14 protein-coding genes and 1 pseudogene are annotated in these 23580 nt (G+C 49.2%); all 15 read left to right on the top strand.

Features of this window, described 5'->3' with window-relative positions; genetic code table 11:
* Positions 1 to 51: 51 nt before the first annotated feature.
* The 15 genes and pseudogenes from L1F29_RS28955 (at position 52) to L1F29_RS28885 (ending at position 23187) form a co-directional block, all read left to right on the top strand.
* Positions 52 to 2415 (top strand): helix-turn-helix domain-containing protein, encoded by a 2364-nt coding sequence (locus tag L1F29_RS28955; RefSeq protein ID WP_258385476.1) that lies wholly within the window; start codon positions 52 to 54, stop codon positions 2413 to 2415.
* Between the two features lie 125 nt (positions 2416 to 2540).
* Positions 2541 to 6329 (top strand): Ig-like domain-containing protein, encoded by a 3789-nt coding sequence (locus L1F29_RS28950; protein WP_258385475.1) that lies wholly within the window; start codon positions 2541 to 2543, stop codon positions 6327 to 6329.
* Between the two features lie 209 nt (positions 6330 to 6538).
* A complete protein-coding gene (locus tag L1F29_RS28945) occupies positions 6539 to 7498 on the top strand; it encodes an ABC transporter permease (protein ID WP_258385474.1) in 960 nt (319 codons plus the stop codon).
* A 14-nt stretch (positions 7499 to 7512) separates the two neighbouring features.
* Positions 7513 to 8409, top strand: a complete 897-nt coding sequence (locus L1F29_RS28940; protein WP_258385473.1) for a carbohydrate ABC transporter permease — start codon at positions 7513 to 7515, stop codon at positions 8407 to 8409.
* Positions 8410 to 8449: 40 nt separating this feature from the next.
* Positions 8450 to 9961 (top strand): ABC transporter substrate-binding protein, encoded by a 1512-nt coding sequence (locus tag L1F29_RS28935; protein ID WP_258385472.1) that lies wholly within the window; start codon positions 8450 to 8452, stop codon positions 9959 to 9961.
* A gap of 525 nt (positions 9962 to 10486) precedes the next feature.
* Positions 10487 to 10823, top strand: a pseudogene (locus tag L1F29_RS28930) (recombinase family protein); the annotation flags it as partial.
* Between the two features lie 298 nt (positions 10824 to 11121).
* The gene (locus tag L1F29_RS28925; RefSeq protein ID WP_258385471.1) at positions 11122 to 11745 is read left to right on the top strand and encodes a hypothetical protein; all 624 of its coding nucleotides are present in this window, start codon (positions 11122 to 11124) and stop codon (positions 11743 to 11745) included.
* Positions 11732 to 12913, top strand: a complete 1182-nt coding sequence (locus tag L1F29_RS28920; protein WP_258385470.1) for a hypothetical protein — start codon at positions 11732 to 11734, stop codon at positions 12911 to 12913. The genes L1F29_RS28925 and L1F29_RS28920 overlap by 14 nt, the downstream gene beginning before the upstream one ends.
* Positions 12910 to 14079, top strand: a complete 1170-nt coding sequence (locus tag L1F29_RS28915) for a pre-toxin TG domain-containing protein (protein WP_258385469.1) — start codon at positions 12910 to 12912, stop codon at positions 14077 to 14079. Before L1F29_RS28920 ends, L1F29_RS28915 begins: the two co-directional genes overlap by 4 nt.
* A 39-nt stretch (positions 14080 to 14118) precedes the next feature.
* Positions 14119 to 14484, top strand: coding sequence for a ribonuclease toxin immunity protein CdiI (gene cdiI / locus L1F29_RS28910; protein WP_258385468.1), 366 nt, complete (start codon positions 14119 to 14121; stop codon positions 14482 to 14484).
* 236 nt (positions 14485 to 14720) lie between these two features.
* On the top strand, positions 14721 to 15479 hold the full coding sequence (locus tag L1F29_RS28905) for a cyclase family protein (protein WP_258389844.1): 759 nt from the start codon (positions 14721 to 14723) through the stop codon (positions 15477 to 15479).
* 407 nt (positions 15480 to 15886) lie between these two features.
* Entirely contained in the window at positions 15887 to 17611 is a 1725-nt protein-coding gene (locus tag L1F29_RS28900; protein WP_258385467.1) for a sensor histidine kinase, read from the top strand.
* A complete protein-coding gene (locus L1F29_RS28895) occupies positions 17589 to 18425 on the top strand; it encodes a response regulator transcription factor (protein WP_258385466.1) in 837 nt (278 codons plus the stop codon). Before L1F29_RS28900 ends, L1F29_RS28895 begins: the two co-directional genes overlap by 23 nt.
* A 214-nt stretch (positions 18426 to 18639) precedes the next feature.
* A complete protein-coding gene (locus tag L1F29_RS28890) occupies positions 18640 to 19680 on the top strand; it encodes an extracellular solute-binding protein (RefSeq protein ID WP_258385465.1) in 1041 nt (346 codons plus the stop codon).
* 306 nt (positions 19681 to 19986) lie between these two features.
* Positions 19987 to 23187: a DUF7402 domain-containing protein gene (locus L1F29_RS28885; RefSeq protein WP_258385464.1), complete on the top strand. Its 3201-nt coding sequence runs from the start codon at positions 19987 to 19989 to the stop codon at positions 23185 to 23187.
* Positions 23188 to 23580: the final 393 nt, after the last annotated feature.

Below are 23580 nucleotides of genomic sequence, written 5' to 3'. Positions count from 1 at the left end.
CGAAATCCCGATACATGAATGATATTTAATATGGGAAGGGGGTGCCCTCGCTTGGGTATCATCCGATTGCTTAAAGGCCGTAAATATTTGCAGCGCATCGTGCTGTACTTCAACCTGTCCGTTGTCGGACTGCTTGTCATTTTCTCATTCTCCTATTATGTCTATTCCAAGAATATCGTTCTTCAAACACAGAAGGATGCCAACGAAAAAGTATTGTCCCAAATCAAATACAACATCAATTATTTGCATGAGATCGTTCAAAATATCGCGATTATGATGAGCTTCGACAAGAGCATGGTTTATTTGATGAACGCCAAGGAACCGGACCCCTTCACGAAATTCCAAACGCTGCGTATGCTGGACACGGTCGCCGACTCGACCTCCTTCGTCGACTCCATCGCCGTCTACAGCGGAGTTGGCAATCGGATATACGTCGGAGGATCCGGAACGTGGTCCCGCGAGCATTTGAAGGAACTTGAGAAGATGACGCTTCGCGTCCTGCGGCAATCCGGACGCCCGACCGGCGGAAGATTGATTCCCATGAAGACGGATGGGCGGAACGCGAATGTGGATTTGTTCTCCTTCTTCGTCCTCGAGAGCCACCCGGCTAACGGCGCGGTTCCGAATGCCGTCATCGTCAATATCCGACCGCAATGGGTGTTTGAGAATATTTCCAATCTCAACAGCCTTGGCGGACGGCAAGATGGAGTCGTCGTGCTGGATCGGAACGGGGAAGCGTTGTCTTATCACAACGAGGCTGCGCTGAGGCTCGCGGATGCCAATTGGCGGTCGGCGCTCCGACCCGGATCGGAGCCGGGGGGGTTCACGGTCCGCCGGCTTGACGGTGAGAAATACTTGATTTCCGAAATCAGCGTCGGGGTGAACGATTGGAGGATTATGAGCATCTTGCCCTATGACAAAGTGATGGGGCGGGTGGAGTCTTTTCGCAATATATCCTTCATCCTGGTCGGATTGGCTCTATTGATCTCAGTCGCGCTTTCCGCCGCGGTAGCGAACCGATTATACCGGCCGATCGGCAAGCTGACCGAGCTATTCGGAGGAAATGCGCTCGTTCCCCTGGCGGGGGTTCCCAAGACTCACGATGAAATGGGCTACATATCCCGCGTGTACGAGCTTACGCTGAGTAAGCTTCGACTTGCCCGTCAGGAAGAGAATCGCAATCAGCAAATCGTAAACGACTATTATTTGCGGCGCTGGATGACCGATAGCGGATCGCTGACCGGGGAGGAGTTGGACGAGTGCCGCGCAGCGTTTCCCCGACTGTTCCCGAAGGAAGAAGGAACGGAACCGGTCTGGACTTTGGCCGTGCTGACGCTTGATCCGCCACCGCAAGCTTCCCGTTCGTCCGCGCAGGACGACCTATTCCGGTTTGCCTTATGCAATATCACGGAAGAGACGATTGCCAGTTCCTTTCCTGTTCACGTTCTGGATATGAAGAACGGTTTCCTGGTCGCGATCGCGCGAACGACGGACGCAAGATCGGATTCGGCCGCCCTCCGGAAACTGTTAACCGAATCGGTCGATACTTGCCGTCAGTATTACCGGAGAACATTTTCGGCAGCGGTGAGCCATCCCGTATCCGATTACAGAGCGGCCAGCACCGTTTACCGGGTCACTGTACAGCAGTTGATGTATCGATTGCTGTACGGCCCAGGATCCGTTATTGTGCCGGAGGACGTTGAGTGCAACGTGGCCCGTCAGGATGTTACGATTCCGATCGAATGGGAGAAGAAGCTGGGAGAAGTGATCCGCGCCCGGGACGAGAAGGCGATTCACGCTCTATTGGATAAGTGGTTTGCGGCGATTGCCGCCTTGCCCTACGACAATATGACGTTTGCGGTTCAGCAAGTCGTGCTGGTCATCCGGCAGGTGCTTCGGGAGCCCGTGTTCACTGCTCATTTCAACTCGATCGCGATGCAGACGCTGGGGACCAGCGTCATTCGGTCCGATACGCTCACCGAGATGCGGTATAAGATTGATCACTTTCTGGAGCAGGTATGTCTGGCGGAGAGGGAAGCCCAGAAAGAAGACAAGAACAAAATCATCGTAGACGCGATCAAGGAGTTCGTGGAGAAAAACGTATTGAACATCAATTTGAGCCTGCAGTCCGTCGCGTCGAATTTCAAGATGTCTTCGGCGTACGTGGGGCGCATTTTCAAACAATACGAGAATGTTTCCGTCGGCGACTACATTAATGGGTACCGGCTGGACAAGGCGCGGGAGATGCTTCTTAGCAGCAGCTTCAGCGTCAAGGAAATCGCCGATTATCTCGGCTTCAACAATGCGAGCTATTTCATTACGCTGTTCAAAAAGAAATACGGCTTGACGCCGAAAGAATTCCGGATGAATGTAGTACTCGGGGATGAGGGACAGCTTGACGGTTCGCGAAATTGATACAAAATGCAAATCCTGCAACGCTTCTTGTGACTTTGACTTCGTTTTGGGATAGCTGCCGCGGTCGTCATTAGCCATTATAGATACCGCAAGGCCATCTAAAATGCGGGAAAGGTGTGAAGATGATGAGCAAACGGTATTGGGCGGCAATATGGCTGGCCGGGCTGCTGCTGGGCTGGCTGCCCGCCCCGAACGGTTATGCACAGGAAGTGACGACTGCGAAGACTTTTTATGTGGCTCCGAATGGAAGCGATTCCAATTCGGGCGGACCAGGCGATCCGTTCCGTACGCTGGAGGCGGCGAGGGACGCCATCCGTTCGTTGAAGGGCGTGTCCGGATTGCCGGCCGGGGGCGTAAACGTCTACTTGAGAGAGGGCACTTATCCGAGAAGTGAATCGTTCGAGCTCACGGAGGAGGATTCCGGTACCGCCGATTCACCGGTTGTCTACCGCGCTTACCCCGGCGAGACGGTTCGGCTGTCAGGCGGCACGGACTTGGACCGCGCCGGCTTCCAGGCCGTTACCGACCCGGCCGTACTGCAGCGGATCGTCGATCCGGACGCGCGTGGTAAGATCGTCCGGTTCGACCTGGCGGCTAACGGTTTGACCGACTATGGGCAACTCAGCAGGCACGGGTATTGGAAGGCGAGCGATATCAGCCAACTACCGCCGATGCAGCTGTACGTCGATGGGCAAGGCATGACGCTGGCCCGCTGGCCGAATAACGGAACGGTTCAGATGGGGGATATCGTGGATCCCGGGCCAACGGTGGACGATCCGGATCTGCAGACGAGGGGAGGGACATTTAAGTACGAGTACGATCGTCCCAGGTATTGGACGCAAGCGGACGATATATGGCTGGACGGCATTTTTGGCTATAGCTGGGAGTGGTCTTACAACAAGATCGCAAGTATCGACACCGGGAACCGGACGATTAAACTGCAGTACGGCGAAATGTCCGGCATCCAGAAAAACTGGTACCCCGATTTTCATTTCGCCGAAAATTTACTGGAAGAGATCGATGCGCCGGGCGAATATTACATCGACCGGACGACCGGCGTGCTGTATTTGCTTCCGAACGCGGCCTTCCTGACCGGACACGGCGATATCACGGTTACGACGCTGAAGAAGCCCATGATTACGACGATAGGGGCTTCCCATATCCGGTTCGAAGAGCTCGTGATGGAGTATGGTCGCGATACGGCGGCCGTAATCATCGGAGGCAGCAGCGTGACGATCTCGCACTGCGACATTGCCAACTTCACGGGCGGTGCCGTGTTCGTCAATGTGGCGAGCCGGTTCATGGCTCCGGTCGCGGACAGTGAGCTGGACGGCGTCGATCATTCGATCGACAGCACCGACATCCACCATATCGGGGCGCTGGCCGTTACGCTGAATGGCGGGGACGCGGCTGCGCTGACACCCGGGAACAACCGGGTGACGAACTCCCATATTCATGATTTCGCATACTACAACAGAGCTTACAACCCCGGCGTCGTCCTGCGGGGCGTCGGCAACAAGGCGGTCGGCAACGAGATTCACGACGCGCCGCACCCGGGAATCTTGATTTTCGGCAACGATCATCTGGTCGAATACAACAACGTCTACGACATCTGCAAAATGTTCTCCGACCTCGGCGCGATCTACATGAACGCGGGAGCGACCCCACAGGAGCGGGGGACGGTCGTCCGGCGGAATTATTTCCATCATATCGGCGAGCATAAACCGGGCGTGGAAGGGGTTTATCCCGACAACCTGACGATGGGGCTGACGATCGAGCAAAATATTTTCTACAAGATGGGAAATGCCGCGATCAAAAGCAATGCAGGGTCCTATATTGCGGCAGACAATAATCTCTTTATCGACACGTACGTTCCGTACGATAACCAGGAGATGTTCATGGGCAACCAGCCCGGCAACAAGATCGATACCGACTATATGCCGCAATGGCAGGCTGTCTTCGATAGGTATAACGATTTCGTCGGCACTCCCTACTTGACCAAATATCCGGAGCTTGCCAGCTTCTTTGAAGAGAATCGCTATTATCCGGACAGCAACGGTTTTACGAACAACGTTATCTACAACCCCACGGTTCAGCGGTCCGCGGAGGTCAATTCAGAAGGTGCCAGGGATGTCCGCAATCTGCTGAATTATGCCGGCAACTGGGTTACCGCCCAAGATCCGGGCTTCGAGAATTTGGCCGCCGGTGATTTGCGCCTGCGGGAAGATGCGCCGGTATTCAGCCAAATTCCCGGCTTCGCCAAGATTCCGTTCGAGCTGATTGGCACGCAGGGGAAAGTCGGGATTTCCCATACGCCGGATACCGTCGATCTCGTCGATGTCGAATTTCCTTATGCGGGTATAACGATGGAATTGGGCGAAACGGCGGCCGTCAAAGCAGAGGCGATCCCTTGGAACGCCACGAATCCGACGGTGATTTACAGCAGCAGCAATCCGGCCGTTGCGGCCGTAGATGCGGACGGCAACGTACAGGCGCTGGCTCCGGGAACTGCGGTGATCACGGCGCAGTCGGACGCGGATCCGGACTTGACGGACGAATGCGAGGTGACGGTTGTGGGCGGCGATGGGGTGATGCATTTCACCGATTTCGAATCCGGCGGCAACGGCTGGCCGGTAGATGCCAATACCAGCATTGAGGCGGATTCGGAAGGCAATCACTGGTATCGGCTGGTAGGGGGAGCGAACGCCCAATCGCCGAGAGACTTCACCGATTACGTGCTTGAATACAAGCTGAAGACACCCGCATCGATGCCCGTCGGTGCAAACTTCCTGATGTATGAACGCAACGAGACGAACGGCAGCGGGTATGTCTTCTACAAGAAGACGGCTGCCGGGTCCTTATGGGCATTGTATGACTCGAAATGGCAGACGCTGGCGGAAGTCGACCTGACCCAAGACGATCTCCAGCCCGATCGGGTCTATGCGATCAAGCTCGTCGTCCAAGGCGCGAACGTCACCTTGTACGTCGACGGGGACCTGCGCTTGCAGGGAGCGAACCCGTCCCACAGCCCGAGCGGCAAAGTCGGTTTTTACGTGGAAGGATTTACGGATATGCAGGTTGACGATGTGAAGTTCTCGCTCGTCAGGGAGCCGGTAACGGGAGTCGAATTGGATCAAAGCGCAATGTCGCTTGAGATGGGCGAGAGAAGGCAGTTGAAGGCAAACGTATTGCCGCAGGAAGCTTCCAACCGGAAAGTAAGGTGGGTATCAAGTGATTCGGCGGTCGTAAGCGTGGATGACGCGGGCATGGTCACGGCCCATCAGCCCGGCTCGGCGCTCATTGCAGCCGTGTCTGACGAGAACGACGGGGTGAAGGCCGAATCGGCCGTTACGGTTCTCCCTTGGCCGGATTACGCTATCCAATCACTCGATATGGCCATCAAAGACAAGAAGCGATGGACGGATTCGGATGCGTTAGATTTTCATAAAGGAAACATCCGAATCGCCGGAGACAGTGTGTACGGTTATGAAGGGCAGAAGTTCGGCAGCGTGCTTCTTCGGTTCAATGCCAAGCTGGGAGCATTCGACGGAGGCTGGTACGGGTTCGCGCTGCGATCCGACCGCACCGGCGATCCGACCTGGGTGAATGGCAATAAAGGTTACCTGGTCGTCATCAAAGAGGACCAGATCGAATTCCAAACGTGGAAGCCGGGACAAAAAATGGTCAGGATCATCCCGAATGATGCGTTCGAAGCCGGCCGTGAATATAAGATCGAGATCGGCGTCATTCGTTCCTCCGCCGGAGATCGGTTTATCCTGAAATCGGGTTCCCGCGTGATCCTGAATGAATCGGATGCCGACCCGAATAACCCGATCGCTGCGGAAGGGTATTTCAACGTATACAATTATGCAGGCGCGAACGAGATCGAGCTGATGCCGGCTAAAGCCAAATAACGCCGCCTTGCGGAGCCGCCCGGATTCATGGAAGGGCGGCTCCTTTATTCGATAAGATGTGGATTTTGATGCAAACCTCAAATCCGGTGATCGGATTTGATACGATATTCGATTTTTGAGATTTATGGAGCGCTTGCGGGTATGCCATCATGATAGGGAAGCGGATCGACGAATCCGAATCCAACTTATCCGACAGGGGGACATACCGCATGCGCCAATCCGAAGCCGTCACGCGTTTCGCCGCCGCCGAAGGCAAGAAGAGATCCCGCAGGAAGTTCCGCAGCGGCGACAAGGAGCTCACCTTTCTCGCACTGCCGGCGGTGATCTATATTTTTATCTTCAGCTATCTGACGATGTTCGGCGTCATCATCGCCTTCAAGAATTACAGATACGACAAGGGAATCTGGGGAAGCGAGTGGGTCGGGCTCGACAACTTCAAATTTTTCTTCCTTACCGAGAAGGCGTTGATCGTCACCCGCAATACCGTTCTTTACAATGTCTGGTTCTGGATCGTGACGACGTTCTGTGCGCTGCTCGTCGCGATTCTGCTGAACGAAATTTCACGGAAGTGGAGCAAGTATTACCAGACCGTCATGTTTCTTCCGACCTTCGTATCCTGGGTCGTCATCATGTACCTCGCGCAGATATTCCTGCATCATGACTACGGCTTCGTCAATCGGCTGCTGGGATCAATCGGCGGAGAACGGGTCCGCTGGTACTTAGAGCCGGCTTACTGGCCAATGATCCTTACGTTGGCCCATCTGTGGAAGTCGATCGGGTTCTCGGCGCTCGTTTACTACGCGGGTATCGTCGCGATCGATCCGTCCTACTACGAGGCCGCTCGGATGGATGGAGCGACCCGGTTTCAGATGGTGCGCAAAATAACGATTCCGATGCTGGCCCCGTTAATCACCATCCTGTTGATTATGACGATCGGCAGCATGTTCCGCGGAGATTTCGGCCTTCACTTTTTCGTATCGGGAAATTCGCCGCTGCTGTATAACACGGTCGATATTATCGACACGTTCGTCTACCGTGCGCTCAGCGTGAGCGGCGACATCTCGATGGCAGCCGCTGTAGGGCTGTACCAGTCGCTGGTCGGGTTCGTGCTGGTGGTGGCTGCCAACTACACGGTGAGGAAAATCAATGAGGAAAATTCCCTTTGGTAGGAGGTAACGCAACCATGAACCCAACAGCTTCGACCCGCAGCCGAACGGGCAATGCGGTCATTCATTCGGTCTTTCTCCTTCTGTCGATCGCAATCGTGGCGCCGTTTCTGCTTATCGTATCCGTTTCCCTGACCGACGAGAAAGCATTGACGACGTTCGGGTACTCGTTCTTTCCGTCCCGCTTTAGTCTGATCGCGTACGATTTCATCTTACGGACGCCCGGCGTGCTGCTGCGGGCATACGGAAACACCATTCTCATCACCGTGACCGGCACCCTCCTGAGTCTGCTGATCACCAGCATGGCCGCCTACACGATCTCGAGAAGAGATTACAAGTGGAGGACTGCCTTGACCATTTATATCTTCTTCACGATGCTGTTCTCCGGCGGGCTGGTGCCGTTCTACATCCTGATGACACAGTACTTGCATCTGAAAGACTCGCTCTGGGCGATCATCCTGCCGGGCATGCTGTCTCCCTTCTACGTGCTTATTATGAAGGGCTTCATGGGCAAAATTCCGTATGAATTGATCGAATCCGCGAAGGTGGACGGGGCCCGCGAATGGCGGATCTTCTTCCGCATGATCCTGCCGTTGTCGACGCCGGCGTTGGCGACATTGGGTCTGTTCATCGGGTTCAACTATTGGAATGAGTGGTTCAACGCGCTCCTGTTCATCGATAACGACAAGCTCGTTCCGCTGCAGCTCCTGCTTGTCCGGATCATGAATACGCTCGATTTTCTTCGCAATAACAGCGAGTTCATTCAAAGCTTGGGGCTGGACATGAGTCAGCTGCCCAACGAATCGATGCGGATGGCGCTGGTCATTCTGGTGGCCGGCCCGATGATGTTCGTCTTTCCGTTCTTCCAGAAATATTTCGTGCAGGGCATCACGGTAGGTTCGTTGAAGGGGTAGCCCCTTTTGATGATAGAATAAAAATATGGAGGGGTTTTGCATGAAAAGGATTCGGTATGTCGGCATTCTCTTGGTTATCTTGAGTTTATTCATAGCGGCATGCAGCGGCGGCGGTAACGGGGGTGCGCCGTCGGAAAGCGGAGGCTCGCCCGCACCGTCGGCCTCCGCTCCGGAAAGCGGGGACGCGCTGCCCGAAGTCCAGCTCACCTGGTATTACGGTGTTGCCCAGGTGCCGCCTGACCAGCAGCTGATTGAGGACGAGGTCAACAAAATCCTCAAATCCAAAATCAACACGACCGTCAAGCTGAAGCCAATCGATTTCGGCAGCTATACGACGAAGCTGAACACGGCCAGCGCCGCGGGCGAGGAATTCGACTTGGTCTGGACAGCAAACTGGGCGTTCAATTACGACGAGAACGTGAAGAAGGGCGCGTTCCTGCCGCTCGACAAGCTGATCGACGCTTACGCTCCCGAGACGAAGAAGGCCATTCCGACGTTTACATGGGAAGCGACGAAGCATCAAGGCCAAATTTACGCCGTTCCGAGCTATCAAACGGTAACCTCCCGTTACGGCATCAATGTGATCAAGGAATATACGGACAAATACGGCTTGGATGTCGGCAAGGTCAAGCGGTATGAGGATCTGGAGCCGTTCTTCGAGCAGATTAAGCAGAACGAACCCGGAATCGTTCCGTTCATGCTGGTCGGTCCGCTCACGAAGTTTCATCCGTTCCTGTACGGCTACGACGATTACGGGGTGAAGATCGGCGACGAGTCCTATCGGACAAATTTCATGGAAGAAACGCCGGAATACAAGCAGTTCGTCGAATTAATGCACCGCTGGTTCGAGAAAGGCTATATCAACGAGGATGCGTCCACGGTCAAACAGATCGACAGCAGCTATAACGGCAAATTCGCCGCGTCCATCGAATACTCGATGAAGCCGGGGTATGAAGCGGAGATCAAGGCGAAGAACGGCGGAAGGGAAATCGTCGGCATTCCGTTCACGGACGTTACGACGACCCGCACCTCCAATATCGCGACGCTCACGGCCATCAGCCGCACCTCCAAAAATCCGGAGCGCGCCATGATGCTGCTTGAATTGGTCAATACGGATCGGGAGCTATATAATCTGCTCAGCTTCGGCCAGGAAGGGAAACACTACACAAAGCTAAGCAATAATACGGTGAAAATCAATCCGAACGGGGGGTATACGGCTCCGAACTGGGTATTCGGCAACGTGTTCAACGGCTATCTGATCGAAGGCCAAGCGCCCGATACGTGGGAAGTGACCCGGAAGCTGAACGAATCGGCCGTCGTGCAGCCGACGTTCGGGTTCAACTTCGACGATACACCGGTAAAAGCGGAGAATGCCAACGTAGCGGCCATCCGGGCCGAATATGAGCCGCTGCTGTTCACGGGTACGGTCGATCCGGCCGAATACTTGCCCGAGTATATCGGTAAGCTGAAGAAGGCTGGCGCCGACAAGGTTGTGGCGGAGCTCCAGAAGCAGTTGGACGCTTGGGCGGCGGAGAAGAAGAAGAACGGATAATCGCCGGATGCCATACGGCGTCAACGCATCGGACGAAAGAGACGAAAAATCACACCTCGCGCGTGCGTTGCGCCGGTCGAGCTGGTCGGCGCGACGACGCAAAACTGCACGATGAACTATGATTGACAGCGCGGAGAACCGTACCATAGATGAAAGGTCGGGCCGTTACGCCAATGGGTAACGTTAGTTGAATAACAGAAAAATCGGCCCAAGACTGTATTGTTTTGGGCTGCTTTTTGTTGATGCTTCCCATCAAGAATACATTGAATACATGCAAACAATGAGCAGACCCTTATATTTCAAGGGGTTTTTACATGTTCGTTTAGATAATATCAGCCACACGCAATGTCGATATTTTTTCAATTTACTGCAAAAATGTAAGATGTGCCATAAAGCATACTTTTTGAAATAGTCAAAAACCTTCCTGAAAAAATGTAAAAAAGTGCTAATATAACTATTGAAATATTTCAAATTTTGTTTATAGTTTATTGACATAATTAAGTATTTCAAAGGGGGAGGTACTTTATGAAATTGGGATACTTAAGAGTGTCATCCAAGGACCAAAATACAGAGCGTTAACTGGAGAAAAATACACGAGCTCGGAATTGAGGAACGATACATATTTGTTGACAAGCAAAGCGGCAAGGATTTTGACAGATCGAAATATCAGGCAATGAAAATGATGATTCGAGAGAGAGATTTGGTTTATCTGGATGCCCTTGATCGGCTCGGCCGTGACTATGACGGAATTATCTGCGAATGGAAACACATCACAAAAGAAGTAAACGCCGACATCATCATCTTGGAAAATGAGTCTTTGTTTGATAGCCGCAAGTTCAAAACAATGGGTGATTTAGGAAAGCGCGATGAAGCAATTGGGATTAAAACCAAACACATTTTATCGCTGTGCAAAGGAATTAGAGAAGATGTAATCAATATTTGTGGTTTCATATGTAGTCTGGGAAGGTGAATACTTCTAGAACGAAGTGGATTGCAGAAAGGGGGGAGCCTGAGATCGGAGTAACTTCATGCGTAATCGTCAAATCTGTATTGTTAAGAACTTTAAGAATATACGACATCAATCTAGCTACTTCGACAGTATGAATGTGGTAATTTTAAAAACCGTTGGCATGAAAAATACAATTTAGGAGATTTGGTGAATGGAGCGAAAAACGTTTATTTTTGCAGCGTTGTTTTTATCGACCGGGGCTTCACTGCTCGTTTATATATTTTCTTCTTTTTCCATGCTGTACACTTTGATTGGCATTTTGATACTGGCTTTTATTATTGGACGTCTGATCTGGAGGAGATTGCCTCCCGGGAAACATTCCGAAATCAAGCGGATTATCGGTTATGGGACGGTAGCCGGCATCCTGGCCACATGCCTTTACGATCTTTCCCGATTTGTTTTAATTAAGGTGACGGGTATTCAATTTTGGCCGTTCGATATTTTCGGAATTTTCGGAAAAGCGCTCGTCGGTGAACAAGCAACCGGTCTATGGGTCAGCATTCTCGGGGCGGCGTTCCATATCGCCAATGGTACTACATTCGGGATCGCTTATACGGTTGCATTCGGACGCAAAGGCATCCAGGGCGGCCTGGTCTGGGCGATGATCCTTGAACTGGCGATGGTGACCGTATATCCGGGTTGGCTTGACATGAAAGCGCTAGATGAGCTCATTTCGGTTTCCATAGTCGGCCACTTCGTATATGGGATTGTACTCGGGTATACGGCCAGGAAACTAATCTTGAGAAAGGAGTCCGCGGGCCATGTCTCAGCCTAAGCCTGGTCTCCAGCGGTTCGTTCGATTGTGGTGGGTTCAACTCCCTTTCCGGGCAAGCCGATTGTCCAAAAAGCTCCCTTACACGTTCTTGGACGGCCTCTACCTGGCGGCATGGCCGACAGTTGCCGCTTGGGCTCCATTGCTAACGTTGTTCATCGGTCTGGTGATCGGGTGGTGGCATCCCGGCTTCGAAAGCGTGTTCAGCGAATCGCTGGTGGTGATTATGATTGCGGCAATTGTGGGAACGAGCAGCGCAAATCTCGGCCTGCTTTTTTTGGCCGGCTTTATCTTCGGAGATTTTTTTCTGCAGCACACAAGCTGGACAGAGGTCGGATGGCGGAGGAACGAAGGTTTATTTGAGCATGTAATTAAGGTGAGGATCCCGCTTGTGATCGAGTACGGTCTATTGTATATATTAGTGGTAAAAATCCCTATGATAACCAAGGCGTTAACCGCTCAGCTGAGGGTTCCCTTCCTGCCTTTGAAAACCAGCTTCAAGATTGCCGCAGCACTGTATGTACTGATTACCGGGATACTTGTTTATTTCTGGACTCAAACCGTGCCGGTTCTAATAAGGCCGGTATTTACTTGGATTTCATCCAGTCCTCCGGCGCAGGCGACCGTTCCTCTGCAGCAATACGAGTGGGTGATCATCTTTGTCGCAATCGTGATCGCCGCCATTCGAATGCTGCTGCAGGGTATGACGGCGTTTCGCAGCGAGATCGGAAAGCCGCTTGATGGGCTGGAGCGGGAGTTAAGGGAGCTCCCCCCTGTCGAATCGCTCGGAGACCGGTTAAATCCTTGGTTCTCAACGGCGGCAGTCGCGTTGTGGTCCGTTCTGATGATAGCGGGAGTCTACAAATCGTGGATCGATCCCGTATTTATCGGAGCTTTGATTTTTGTGCTGCTGGCGATCCGCCAACAGTTAATTCCCATTCCGCTTGGAGTCTGGGCCAAGTGGATGGACAAAATTCCGCTGCTGATCCGTTTGGTTATCGGGTTTATTCTTATTAAAATCATTGCTTCGGCGATTTTGGAAAATATGATGTACGCCACGGATACATTCCGGCCGCTGCTTCTGATGACCGCGCTTTCGATGTTGATTATTTTCCTGCTGACACCCCAGCTTCCGGTCGTCCAACCGAAGGAAGGTGAGCCGTCAAAATGAAACGTTATTACCCTATATTGACTCTGATCGGATTGTTTTTGTTTTTTGTGTTTCCGGACGTGGCGCTGGCCGACAATTGCGGAAGCTTGTCCGATTGCTTCAATACGCAGAGAGCCGCCGTCGCCGCGACTGTCGGTTTAGGAATATTCGCCACATTGCTAAGCATCGGGCTTAATTTTGTCCCAGTCGTCGGCCAGGTGAAGGGCGTTATTGAAGCGATCACAGGGAAAGACCTGATCACCGGCGAAAAGCTAGAAACTTGGGAAAGGGCGATGAATCTCGTTCCGTTCGGTGCTATAGGGAAAGTGGGCAGAATCGGCAATATTTTGGATACCGGCAGGGATCTTGGCAAAGGCTTGCGCCATACCGACGAGGTTGAGGAATTGGTTCATGCCGGCAGAGCGGGGCGGGCCGAAGTCCCTTCCGGAGGTTCGCGGGGGGCGGCTGATGTTGACGCCGGAAGTGGGCCAAGGCGATCGCGAGATGCAGACGGCGAAAGCACCCCAACACCGGAGGCCGGTTCCGGTGGCGCTGCCAAACCACCTAAAGATGGCGGCGGGCGAGGCAGTTCCTCCGGCCGCGACGGCGGCGATCCGAACCAACCGCATGATGGCGAAGGCGGAAAGCCGGATGGCGGGAGCAATAAATCTGAAAAGTCGGGCGGCGAAAGCGATAAATCCAATGAGAAAGGGACGGGAAAAGTTCTCCTTCTCAAATTAAGGTCCGGATATGATACACACTTCTCACAAGTTGAAGATGTAGTTTGGAAGAAGGGCAGAGGTATTCTTGGGGGACACAATCTTCATAATTTTGAAGAGGTATTTACTAATAATGGTTGGAAAATGGATGACTTAATTATATCTAGAACTCCTCATCCAACAATCAATGGTGTGTATGAAATAAAATATCAATTACCTGCCAAAGATATGACAGGAAAAATAATTGAAGGGCAGTATAAAAACATTCCCTTCCCGAAGACTGTGTACGACCCGAGTGTAATAAAGGATGAACAAATGTTAGAGTGGGGGCGTCAGGCAATGGCAAATGCTACACGATCAGCAAATGGAAGGATACTAACTGGTACTGCCCCGAACGGACTTATGTTTCAAGGATATATTGAAAACGGTGAAATAACTAACTTTTTCCCGATCCTTGAGAAGCCCTAATATTTTACCCTATTAAATTAATACCTGAAGGAGTATCTTATGAATACTAAAAAGAAGAGGGAAAAGGACCTGATAGAATTATATTACGCTAACTTAGGCCAATCGTACTTTTTGGACGCCATAAAGAATTATTGTAACAGACAAGGCTTTGGAATAGGGGCTGTATGGTGTCTATTCGCGAATGAACTTCAACCTTGGGAAGAGGGCTATTTTGGAGAGACCGGTGTAGCTTACTTTTATGAATATCCTGCTGTGGAGAAGGATGAAGTTCTGGTTGTTGACTTCGATGTTTTTTTTGATTATCTGCAAAAGGCCAGTAAAGATTTTATAGAACGTCATCCCAGTAGAGAGAATGAAATTTTCCAATACTTAGAAGAAATAAAGAGAACATTAAAATTGGTTTAAATGATAGGATGCTTCAAACTTTTCCCAATTATTGGTTAAAACAGTGATATAAGTTTTTGTGGCGGGGGTATTTTAGGATTTGTTTCGATACTTGACCAGTTTCTTTTTAGAGACTGGTTTTTTTCAGCACATAAGATAAGGTATATGTTGAAACTGTCGTTACGACCGGCTATCGGCAGTTGGGGCGATTTGGTATAATGTGCCTGAATCGGGAGACAAGGGAAGGGGAATACATGATGAAGCTTATTGACTTGAGCGTGCCGATTAGTCCGCGCATCCGCGAGCCGCTACCGGCGAAGATCGAATATGCAACCCATGAAGACGGGGCGCTGCAAGCGGCGGCAGCACTTGGCCTCAAACAGGAGGATTTTCCAGAAAGCAAGGCATGGGCGACGGAATTGGTGACGCTGAATACGCATGCGGGTACTCATATCGACGCGCCGTGGCATTACTGGCCGACTTCGGAAGGGAAACATGCAAGAACGATTGACGAACTACCGCTCGAATGGTTTTATTCCGACGGCGTGGTGCTCGATTTCAGCGCGAAGCCGCCGGGTTACGAGATTACGACGGACGACCTGGTCGCCGAGCTGAAACGGATCGCGTATACGCTGAAACCGTTCGATATCGTTCTCATCCGGAGCGATGCGGACAAACGGCTGTACCACGAACATTATGCGTTCCTTCATGCCGGGGTATCGGCCGATGCTACGTTGTGGCTTCTGGACCAAGGCGTCAAGGTAGTAGGTACTGACGGCTGGGGCTGGGATATTCCGCTCAACCTACAGGCCGAAGCGTATAAAAAGCAGCCGAGGGAAGGCGTTCTGTGGGCAGCGCATTATGTCGGCAAAGACCGGGAATATTGCCAGATCGAAAAGCTGGCCAATTTGGAGAAAATTCCGACGCCGTTTGGCTTTAAAGTCTGCTGCTTTCCGATCAAAGTAGAAAAGGCGAGTGCAGGCTGGGCCCGTCCGGTCGCAATCGTGGAGGAATGAGCCGAAAAAATATACGCGTATCATCGTGTAGTAGCATATAGCTTGCACCGATATTTAATACCTGTTATATACTAGACTGCTGGTGCGTTTAAAGTCGAGCAGCCTCCTTACGATTTGTCTGTCATCAAACCGCTCGATTACTATTATCCGTCGCAAGAGCTTATGGACCAGATGATTGCGGATCAAGAGAAAGGTGTGGAGCAGTATTGCCGGTAATAGCATAGCAGAACACCGAAAAGGGGGGGCATTCGTGCTCCTTTTTTTGTATTTTGAGAAAAGTTTTCAGAAATGAAATCAATATCACTAGGGCTGATACACGAGTCCGGCCGCGATTATTAAGTTTTGATGAATGCAAAGCCTCAACGTATTGAAATGATATAATGTAACAGGACCATCGAGGTGAGGAAATGACGAAAAGTTTCAGGCGTTACAGAGATGGTATCAGAAAAACGTTTATCATTTATGCGCTTATCCCGGTCATCATTATAACGTTAACCAGTTATATCCTGTCGTTTTCCAGCCTTTACAATACAATTGTTTCACAGAACGATAAGGACAATGTCCAAATAGCGGAAACAATCGGAAGCCTTGTAGAATCTTATCAAAATCAGGCGAATCGTTTGTCAAAAGATGAACGCATGCTGGCATACCTAAAGCTGAAACATTCAAGCAGCACCTTATATGAAAGTCTTTACAATTTCGTTAATGACATGGAACTAAAAGGAAATTTCTTCGTGTTTGACGATAAGCTGAAGCCTTTAATCCAGAGCTCGAATTATATTCCTGAATATGCCCAAGGCGAACATTCTATCATGTGGGGACCTATTCGAAGAATGCAGGATATGCCGGATAAGGTCATTCTAGCCAGGCAGCCTGCCTTACATGCCGACAGTCCAAGCTTGACAGTAGGCAAAGCGATTGTAATAGAGGGGCAAGTCGCCGGATTTATCACCTTCGATTTTAGCAAAAGAGATTTGGTTAAGCTGCTCGGCACAAATTTTTCGACTAGCGTCGTTATAACCGATCATTTCGGGTATGTGATTGCATGCACGAATGAATTGCTAATTAACGAACTAGGAAAAATCGATGTGAATTTCAGAGACAGATCCGGAGTCGTCAAATCGAATCATGACCGTCAATACGTTACGACAACGGAAATTCTCGACGGCGAGATTCATATCTATACACTCACCTCCGTCGGTTACTTCAAATCGATGCTTATTTTGACCGGTTTGCTGTTAAGTTTGCTTTTCGGCATGTTGGCCTTTACAACCTATGTATCTGCAAGGAAAATAGCTGCAAGTAAAACTAAAGTTATTGATGACATTGTCAGGGCGATCGAGAATGTTCAAACCGGTAACTTGGAAACCCGGCTTAGGGTCAATACCAACGATGAGTTTCAGGTCTTTGCGGAAGCTTACAATCAGATGCTGTCCGATATCAAAAACTTGATTGAAGCGAACAAGGAAAAGGCCCGACAAAATGTATTATCCGAAATTAAACAGCTTGAATCTCAGTTTAATCCCCACTTTTTGTTCAACACGTTGGAAACGATTCGTTACACGGTAAAATTAGATCCTTCTTCCGCGAATAAGATGATCGTAGTATTATCCAGCTTGTTAAGATACAGTATCGATAATGCCAATATGGAAGTGAGCCTGGCGGAGGATGTCGTATATACGAAGAACTACCTCTTCATTCAAAAATACCGTTTCGGAAATAAATTCGACTATAGAATCCATGTGGATGAAGCTGTTTTGGACTGCACGGTTCCCAAGCTTATCCTTCAGCCGATCATAGAGAATGCAATCAAGCACGGCTTTGCAAACCGTCAGTCCTTGACTGTACAAATCAAGGCGGATATTTTCGGTGAAAACCTGGTCGTAGTCATTGATGATGACGGCGAGGGGATGGAACCGATAGTTCTGCAAAATATTAGGCAGATATTGGAGCGAAATCATAACGATTCTCCTCATGTCGGATTGTACAATGTACATAGGAGAGTGCAGCTCATTTATGGCGAAGAGTACGGGGTAGACCTATCAAGCGAGCATCATGGCGGAACAGTCGTCAAAATCACATTGCCGCTTAGCAGGGGAGGAAGCGAACGTGCTGAAGGTGGTCATCGTTGAAGACGAGGATATTATTAGAAAAGGGCTGCTTCATACCGTGGACTGGCTGTCTATGCATTGTACCGTTATAGGCGATGCCGGCGACGGACAGGAAGGACTCCGATTAATCCGGCAGTATCGTCCCGACCTCGTCATTACAGATATCAGGATGCCTGTCATGAACGGGATCGAAATGGTGGAGCAGGCGTTGAAAATATATCCGTTTCAAAGCATCATTCTGACCAGCTATAGCGAATTCGAATACGCCAAGAAAGCGATTTCGTTGAAGGTGTCTGAATATTTGTTAAAGCCGGTGGATGAAGAGAAGCTTACGGGTATTATCGCGAATATCAGGCGCGAAATAACGCAGGGCAAGGATTACGACGATATTATCAATAGGACGAAAACAATTGGCGATATCCATCTGATCGATTTGGACGGTTATCTCTATGCCGAACAAAAACAGAATTATTATGTCAGCGAGGCGATCAAGCGAATCAAGAGCGAATACTATCAAAAGTTAAGCATCGAAGCTATTGCCGATGAACTGGAAGTCAGTCCGAGTTACTTGAGCCGCAAATTGAAAGAGGTTACTTCCCAGACTTTTCTCGATATCCTGAACAAGTACAGAATTCAGAAAGCCGTAGAACTGCTCGCCACGGGTAAATGCCGGATTTATGAAATCGCCGATATGACGGGGTTCAGCGAGTATAAACATTTTTGCAATGTGTTCAAAAAGTATACAGGCGCAAGCCCCACAAATTTTATGAAGTCCAGTACCCGGGTAGTCGTCAAGAATCCGCGCAAAGCAAAGCACGAATTAACTTTATACTAGCAAATTGCATACAGCTCATGAGGGTGTCGACACTTTCATGAGCTGTATATGTTTGGTTGGGATTTGTCATGCAGTGTGTTCATTTATTCGGATAGTTTAACTTTTTTTTCGGATGGCTCTCTTTATTTTCTTTTCAATATAATAAGGACATAGTCAAAAAATGTCTGAAGGAGTCGGAATGAAAAGAACTTTCGTATTTCTGCTAACAGCCTTCATGATCATATTAGCCGTTGCTTGCTCGAGCTCAACGCCAGGCAAAACGGAGGAGCCAGCCAAGACGGATGCTGCCGCAAATTCTTCAAGCGAAGAAGGCGGGAAGAGCGAAGCATCCAAGTCGCTAGTCGTATATACGGCAGCTGCGACCGATGTTATGAATGTCGTGATTCCGGAATTTGAAGCCAGAACAGGGATTATGGTTGATGTCGTTAGTGCAGGCACCGGAGAGCTTCTTAAGAAAATCGAGGCCGAACAAGCGAACCCGATGGGCGATGTTGAATGGGGAGGGACGGTATCGGTCGTAGCTCCCAAACAAGGATTATTTGAGCCTTATAAGTCTGAAAATGAAAGCTATATAATAGATTCGGCCAATAACGTCGAAGGAATGATGACCCGATACGACATTATTCCGATGGTGCTTCTCGTGAACAAGAATCTTATTGGCGATATCAAAATTGAAGGTTATGCGGACCTTCTCAATCCGAAGTTGAAAGGTAAGATTGCCTTATCGGATCCCGCCAAATCGTCAACCGGCTTGACTCACATCGCAAACATATTACAGACCATTGGAGCGGGAGATGAGAATAAGGGCTGGGATTTCATCAAAAGCCTGACCGAAAATCTTGACGGAAGGCTTCTTTCAAGTTCTTCCGCAGTGCCCAAAGGTGTTGCCGATGGCGAGTATGTTGTTGGACTGACTCACGAAGAGTTGGCGTCCGCAGCCGTCAGGCAGGGTTCTCCGGTGGAGATTGTATATATGCAAGAAGGCGTTATCGTTTCTCCTGGTACTGTACAAATCATCAAGGGTGCTAAAAATATGGAAAGCGCCAAAAAGTTTGTTGATTTTCTGACATCCAAAGATTTGCAGACTCTTACGGCAGCGAAACTCAATATGCGCGCTTCAAGGTCTGATGTTCCTGCGCCATCAGAGTTAATACAAATTACGGATTTCAAGATCGTTCAAGAAGATCTGAAGTATGGGCTGGCCGACAATCAGACATGGCTTGACAAGTTTAAAGATATTTACACAAGCAATTAAGCGAAAGCCACAACCTGTGACGTTCGTGTTACAGGGTTGTATAGCAAGATAGGAAGATAAGTGAGCGTAGCCATTCATCCCGGCAATAAGCAAAAACATTCAAATTATGTTTGGAAAAATAAAAGATCGTACAAATTTTCGGACAAAGACCCGCTGAATGTATCAGTGATTATGTGAAAGGGGGGTGATAATCTTTGTAGTAAAGAAGGTGGGAGAACAAGATTTGACATTAACCGGCTAAGCAAGGCGAACGCTATTCAATTCTTCATTACCGATTTTTTAAATTTTTTTTTAGGAGGTTAATTTATGTTATTTCTTAAAAAGTTAAAAAAGCCATTTCTAATACTAACGATGATGGCTACTGTCAGCTCTGGCCTTAGTGCTGTGCTTTTTCAGACAGAAAGTTTTGCAGCAGGGGCGGAAAACCCTACGGATGGTCCGATTTTCAGCTTTATGTCAATGTCGGACACGCATAACCATACGGGTAATACGGCGAAAGCTGTAACGGATGCTGTTAATAATAATGCAAGTGCAATCGTTTTAGTAGGGGATATAACCAATTTTGGGGAAAGCGCTGAATATGACGCCGTAAAAAATGCTATCAATTCTGTAAAAGATCGTCCGCCGGTGTATTATACAATTGGAAATCATGAGTATGATTGGCAGTCGGATTATAATGTAGCGAAGAACAGATTTATAGAAAAGGCAGAAATACCAGAAAATAAGGTGTATTACCACAGGGAAATACAAGGCTATGACTTCTTATTTTTAGGGTGGGATAAGAAACCGGCCAATACCGCGTATATGTCCGACGAACAGTTAGCCTGGTTGGAAAGCACGCTTGCTGATAATGCCGTGCCGGACAAGCCGATTTTTGTGTTCACGCATAACCCTATTTACCAGACCGTATCCAAGTCATATTATTCGGATTATGCTTGGGGTCAAAGCACGAAACAGGAACAGAAGTTCAGAAATATCCTTGAAAAATATCCACAGGTTATTTTAACAACAGGACATCTTCACGACGATACTAAGATACAAGGCAACATGTACACCAATAGATTCACTGCAGTAAGAGATGGTGCCGTTTTAGAGAGTCAAGCTATGATATTTGATGTATATAAAGACAAGGTGCATTTAAAGGGAAGGGATGTAACTACCCAAAAAACCGTATGGGAAGGTACTATGAGTCTGCTCCCGAATACAACCGGAATGTATGAAGCCGAGGATAGTGTATTCGCATATGCAACCTCTGGCGACGACATAAATCTGTCCGGCGGTAAGGTTGTGAATATGAACCATGGAAGCGCATATATCGAGTCGCTCAAGGTTGACGGAGGAGCTTCTGGCGGCAATAAAATATTTAAACTAAGGTATGCTACCGATGCTGCCAATGCTGCCAGGGGATTATATGTAAATGGAGCCAAAGTACAGACACTCAGCATTCCGACTACCGGAAGCATGAGTTCGTATAACGATTTGGCGGTACCTATTGAGCTGAATCCGGGTCCAAATAACAAGATCGTCATAAAAAGCGATGGCAACGCAGCAGGCGTGAACATAGATAAATTCCACATTATGGATAGCACCGATCCCAGCACGATGTGGGGATTTAACGGCAATGGCAACGACAGTATCCCGAATGGGTTTAATGCAACCTTGCATGGAAGTGCTGCCTATGATAAGACGGATAAAATGGAAGGTTCCGCTTCGCTCAGTCTGAATGGTGTTGACGGCAATTATGCAAGCGCAGATCTTGTATCCACAAAAACAGACAATGTAACGCTAACAGCCTGGGTGAAGTGGAATGGCGCAGCTTCGAAATCTAAATCTCAGCGGATCTTGTCCAATGGCGATGGCGATGACAACGGTTATTCTATCATGTTGGATCATGCCAATGGGGATAAGGTATCAATCGTGGTCAACGGTGAGCAGATTGCGAGATCGGAGACTGCTTTGACTGCGGGACAATGGACCAATATTACTGTGGCAAGAAGAAACGGCATCTGGGAGTTTTATATCAATGGCAACAGCGTACCAGTAACCAAAAAGAATGAAACTCCTGTCACACCTACAAAGGGAACATATATCGGTGCAAACAGTGCAGGCAAACAAAGCTTCAATGGACGTATTGATTCAGTAAGGGTTTACAATCAAGCATTGTCTACCGATCAGATCATGGCAATCGCCAACGAGACTTCTAACGTTAAGCTGCAAAGCATCGAAATAACTAAACTGCCAACAAAGTTGAATTACCTGCTGGGAGATACGTTTAATATAGAAGGGCTGGTTGTGACAGGCACTTACAGCGATGGAACAACAAAAGTGGAGAAGGTAACGGATGATAATATTACCGGCTTTGATAATGCCACTCTTAAAGAAGGAGCGCAACTGACTGTGACTCTAGCTGGAAAGACGGCCAGCTTTAATGTAAATTTCTTAGATGTATTGCCTGGTTCAGCATTGGTGCCAGGAAGGATAGAAGGTGCAAACTACAATGCGAAACAGGGTGCCGTACTTAGAAATGAACTGGGTGGGACAGTGAATCTTTTAGAAAAAGGCGACTGGATGGAATATAACGTAGATGTGGCAAAATCGGGATTCTATCAATTAAATTACAGGGTGGCATCAAAACCGGGGTATACGGGAGTGGTTGAATTCCAGGTAGATGGAGTACCTCAAACGAGAACCTCATTCTCAACCTCGAATTGGAACTTTGTCATTAAATCCGAAACGGTCAGACTGAGTGAAGGCTCACATAAAATAAGGCTGAATGTAACGGAAGCTTATTGGGTTTTTAGCTGGTTTGAATTGATAGAGATTCAAGAAAAAAAATTGAACAGCATCACAGTACCTGCGCCGGTAACAGTGGCCATCGGAACGGCGAAGACAGCGGAAGCTCTTGGATTGCCTGCTAAAGTAGCCCTTGTAACCGATGGGGGAAATGTGGATGCCAGTGTGAATTGGGATGTAAATAGTGCAAGCTACGATCCAACTGCCACGACGGCGCAGACCTTCACGGTAACGGGACAAGTAACTCTGCCTATTGGAGTCGCAAACCCGAACAGCGTTCCATTGACAACAAGCATTACAGTAACTGCTAATGGGATCCCAACGTTGACCGCCACAGTTACCGCTTCATCGTTTTACAATGCCAGTTATACTCCCAATAAAGTGTTCGACGGCATAGGGCAAGCGGTTAATGGCGAATGGGCCTCCAAGGGAGAACAGAATCCATGGATCCAGGTGAATTGGACGACGAATCAAACGATCAACAAGATTGTTTTCTATGATCGGCCCAATTTAGCTGACTGGGCGCCCGGCGGAACGCTTACCTTCAGCGACGGAAGCACTGTGACGGTTTCAGGAATCCCGAATGACGGGAGCGCTTATTCTGTAACTTTCCCTGACAAGACGGTGACATGGGTCAAATTCCAGGTATCCGGTGGAAGCGGACCAAATGTCGGTTTGTCGGAATTGAAATTTTTAGCGCCGGTGGATAAGTAAGTTCCTGAGGTCGAGATGACCGTTGGGAGACAACAGCATCATTTATAAAGATTCAGTGGATTTGACGCCAAGTTTGCATTAACCGACAACCTGTCGGGGGTCGATAACAGCAAGACGACGGTGGAGCTTGATCGCAATCTTACTAAATCGGAACGACGATCCCGCTTTGTGAAGGCTCAAAGCGGGAAGCATATTTCAGGTGAAGCGGCTAACTATTTGCTGCGAGACGCTCAATATGTTTTGTCGCAAAAGTAGAGCAACTCAAGTGTGTGACACCAAGAGAATAAACGCAGTTGTCATCACATTAGCGAAATTTAGGATGGATCGGTAATGAAAAGGGGGGGAGAGATCAGTTTTCTCCCCCTCATCGATTTGAACGATTAATGGTACCAA

This window comes from Paenibacillus spongiae (assembly GCF_024734895.1).
GTDB lineage: Bacteria > Bacillota > Bacilli > Paenibacillales > Paenibacillaceae > Paenibacillus_Z > Paenibacillus_Z spongiae.
Note: the sequence above shows the minus strand (reverse complement) of the source record. Positions and strands in the feature narration are given on the sequence as shown.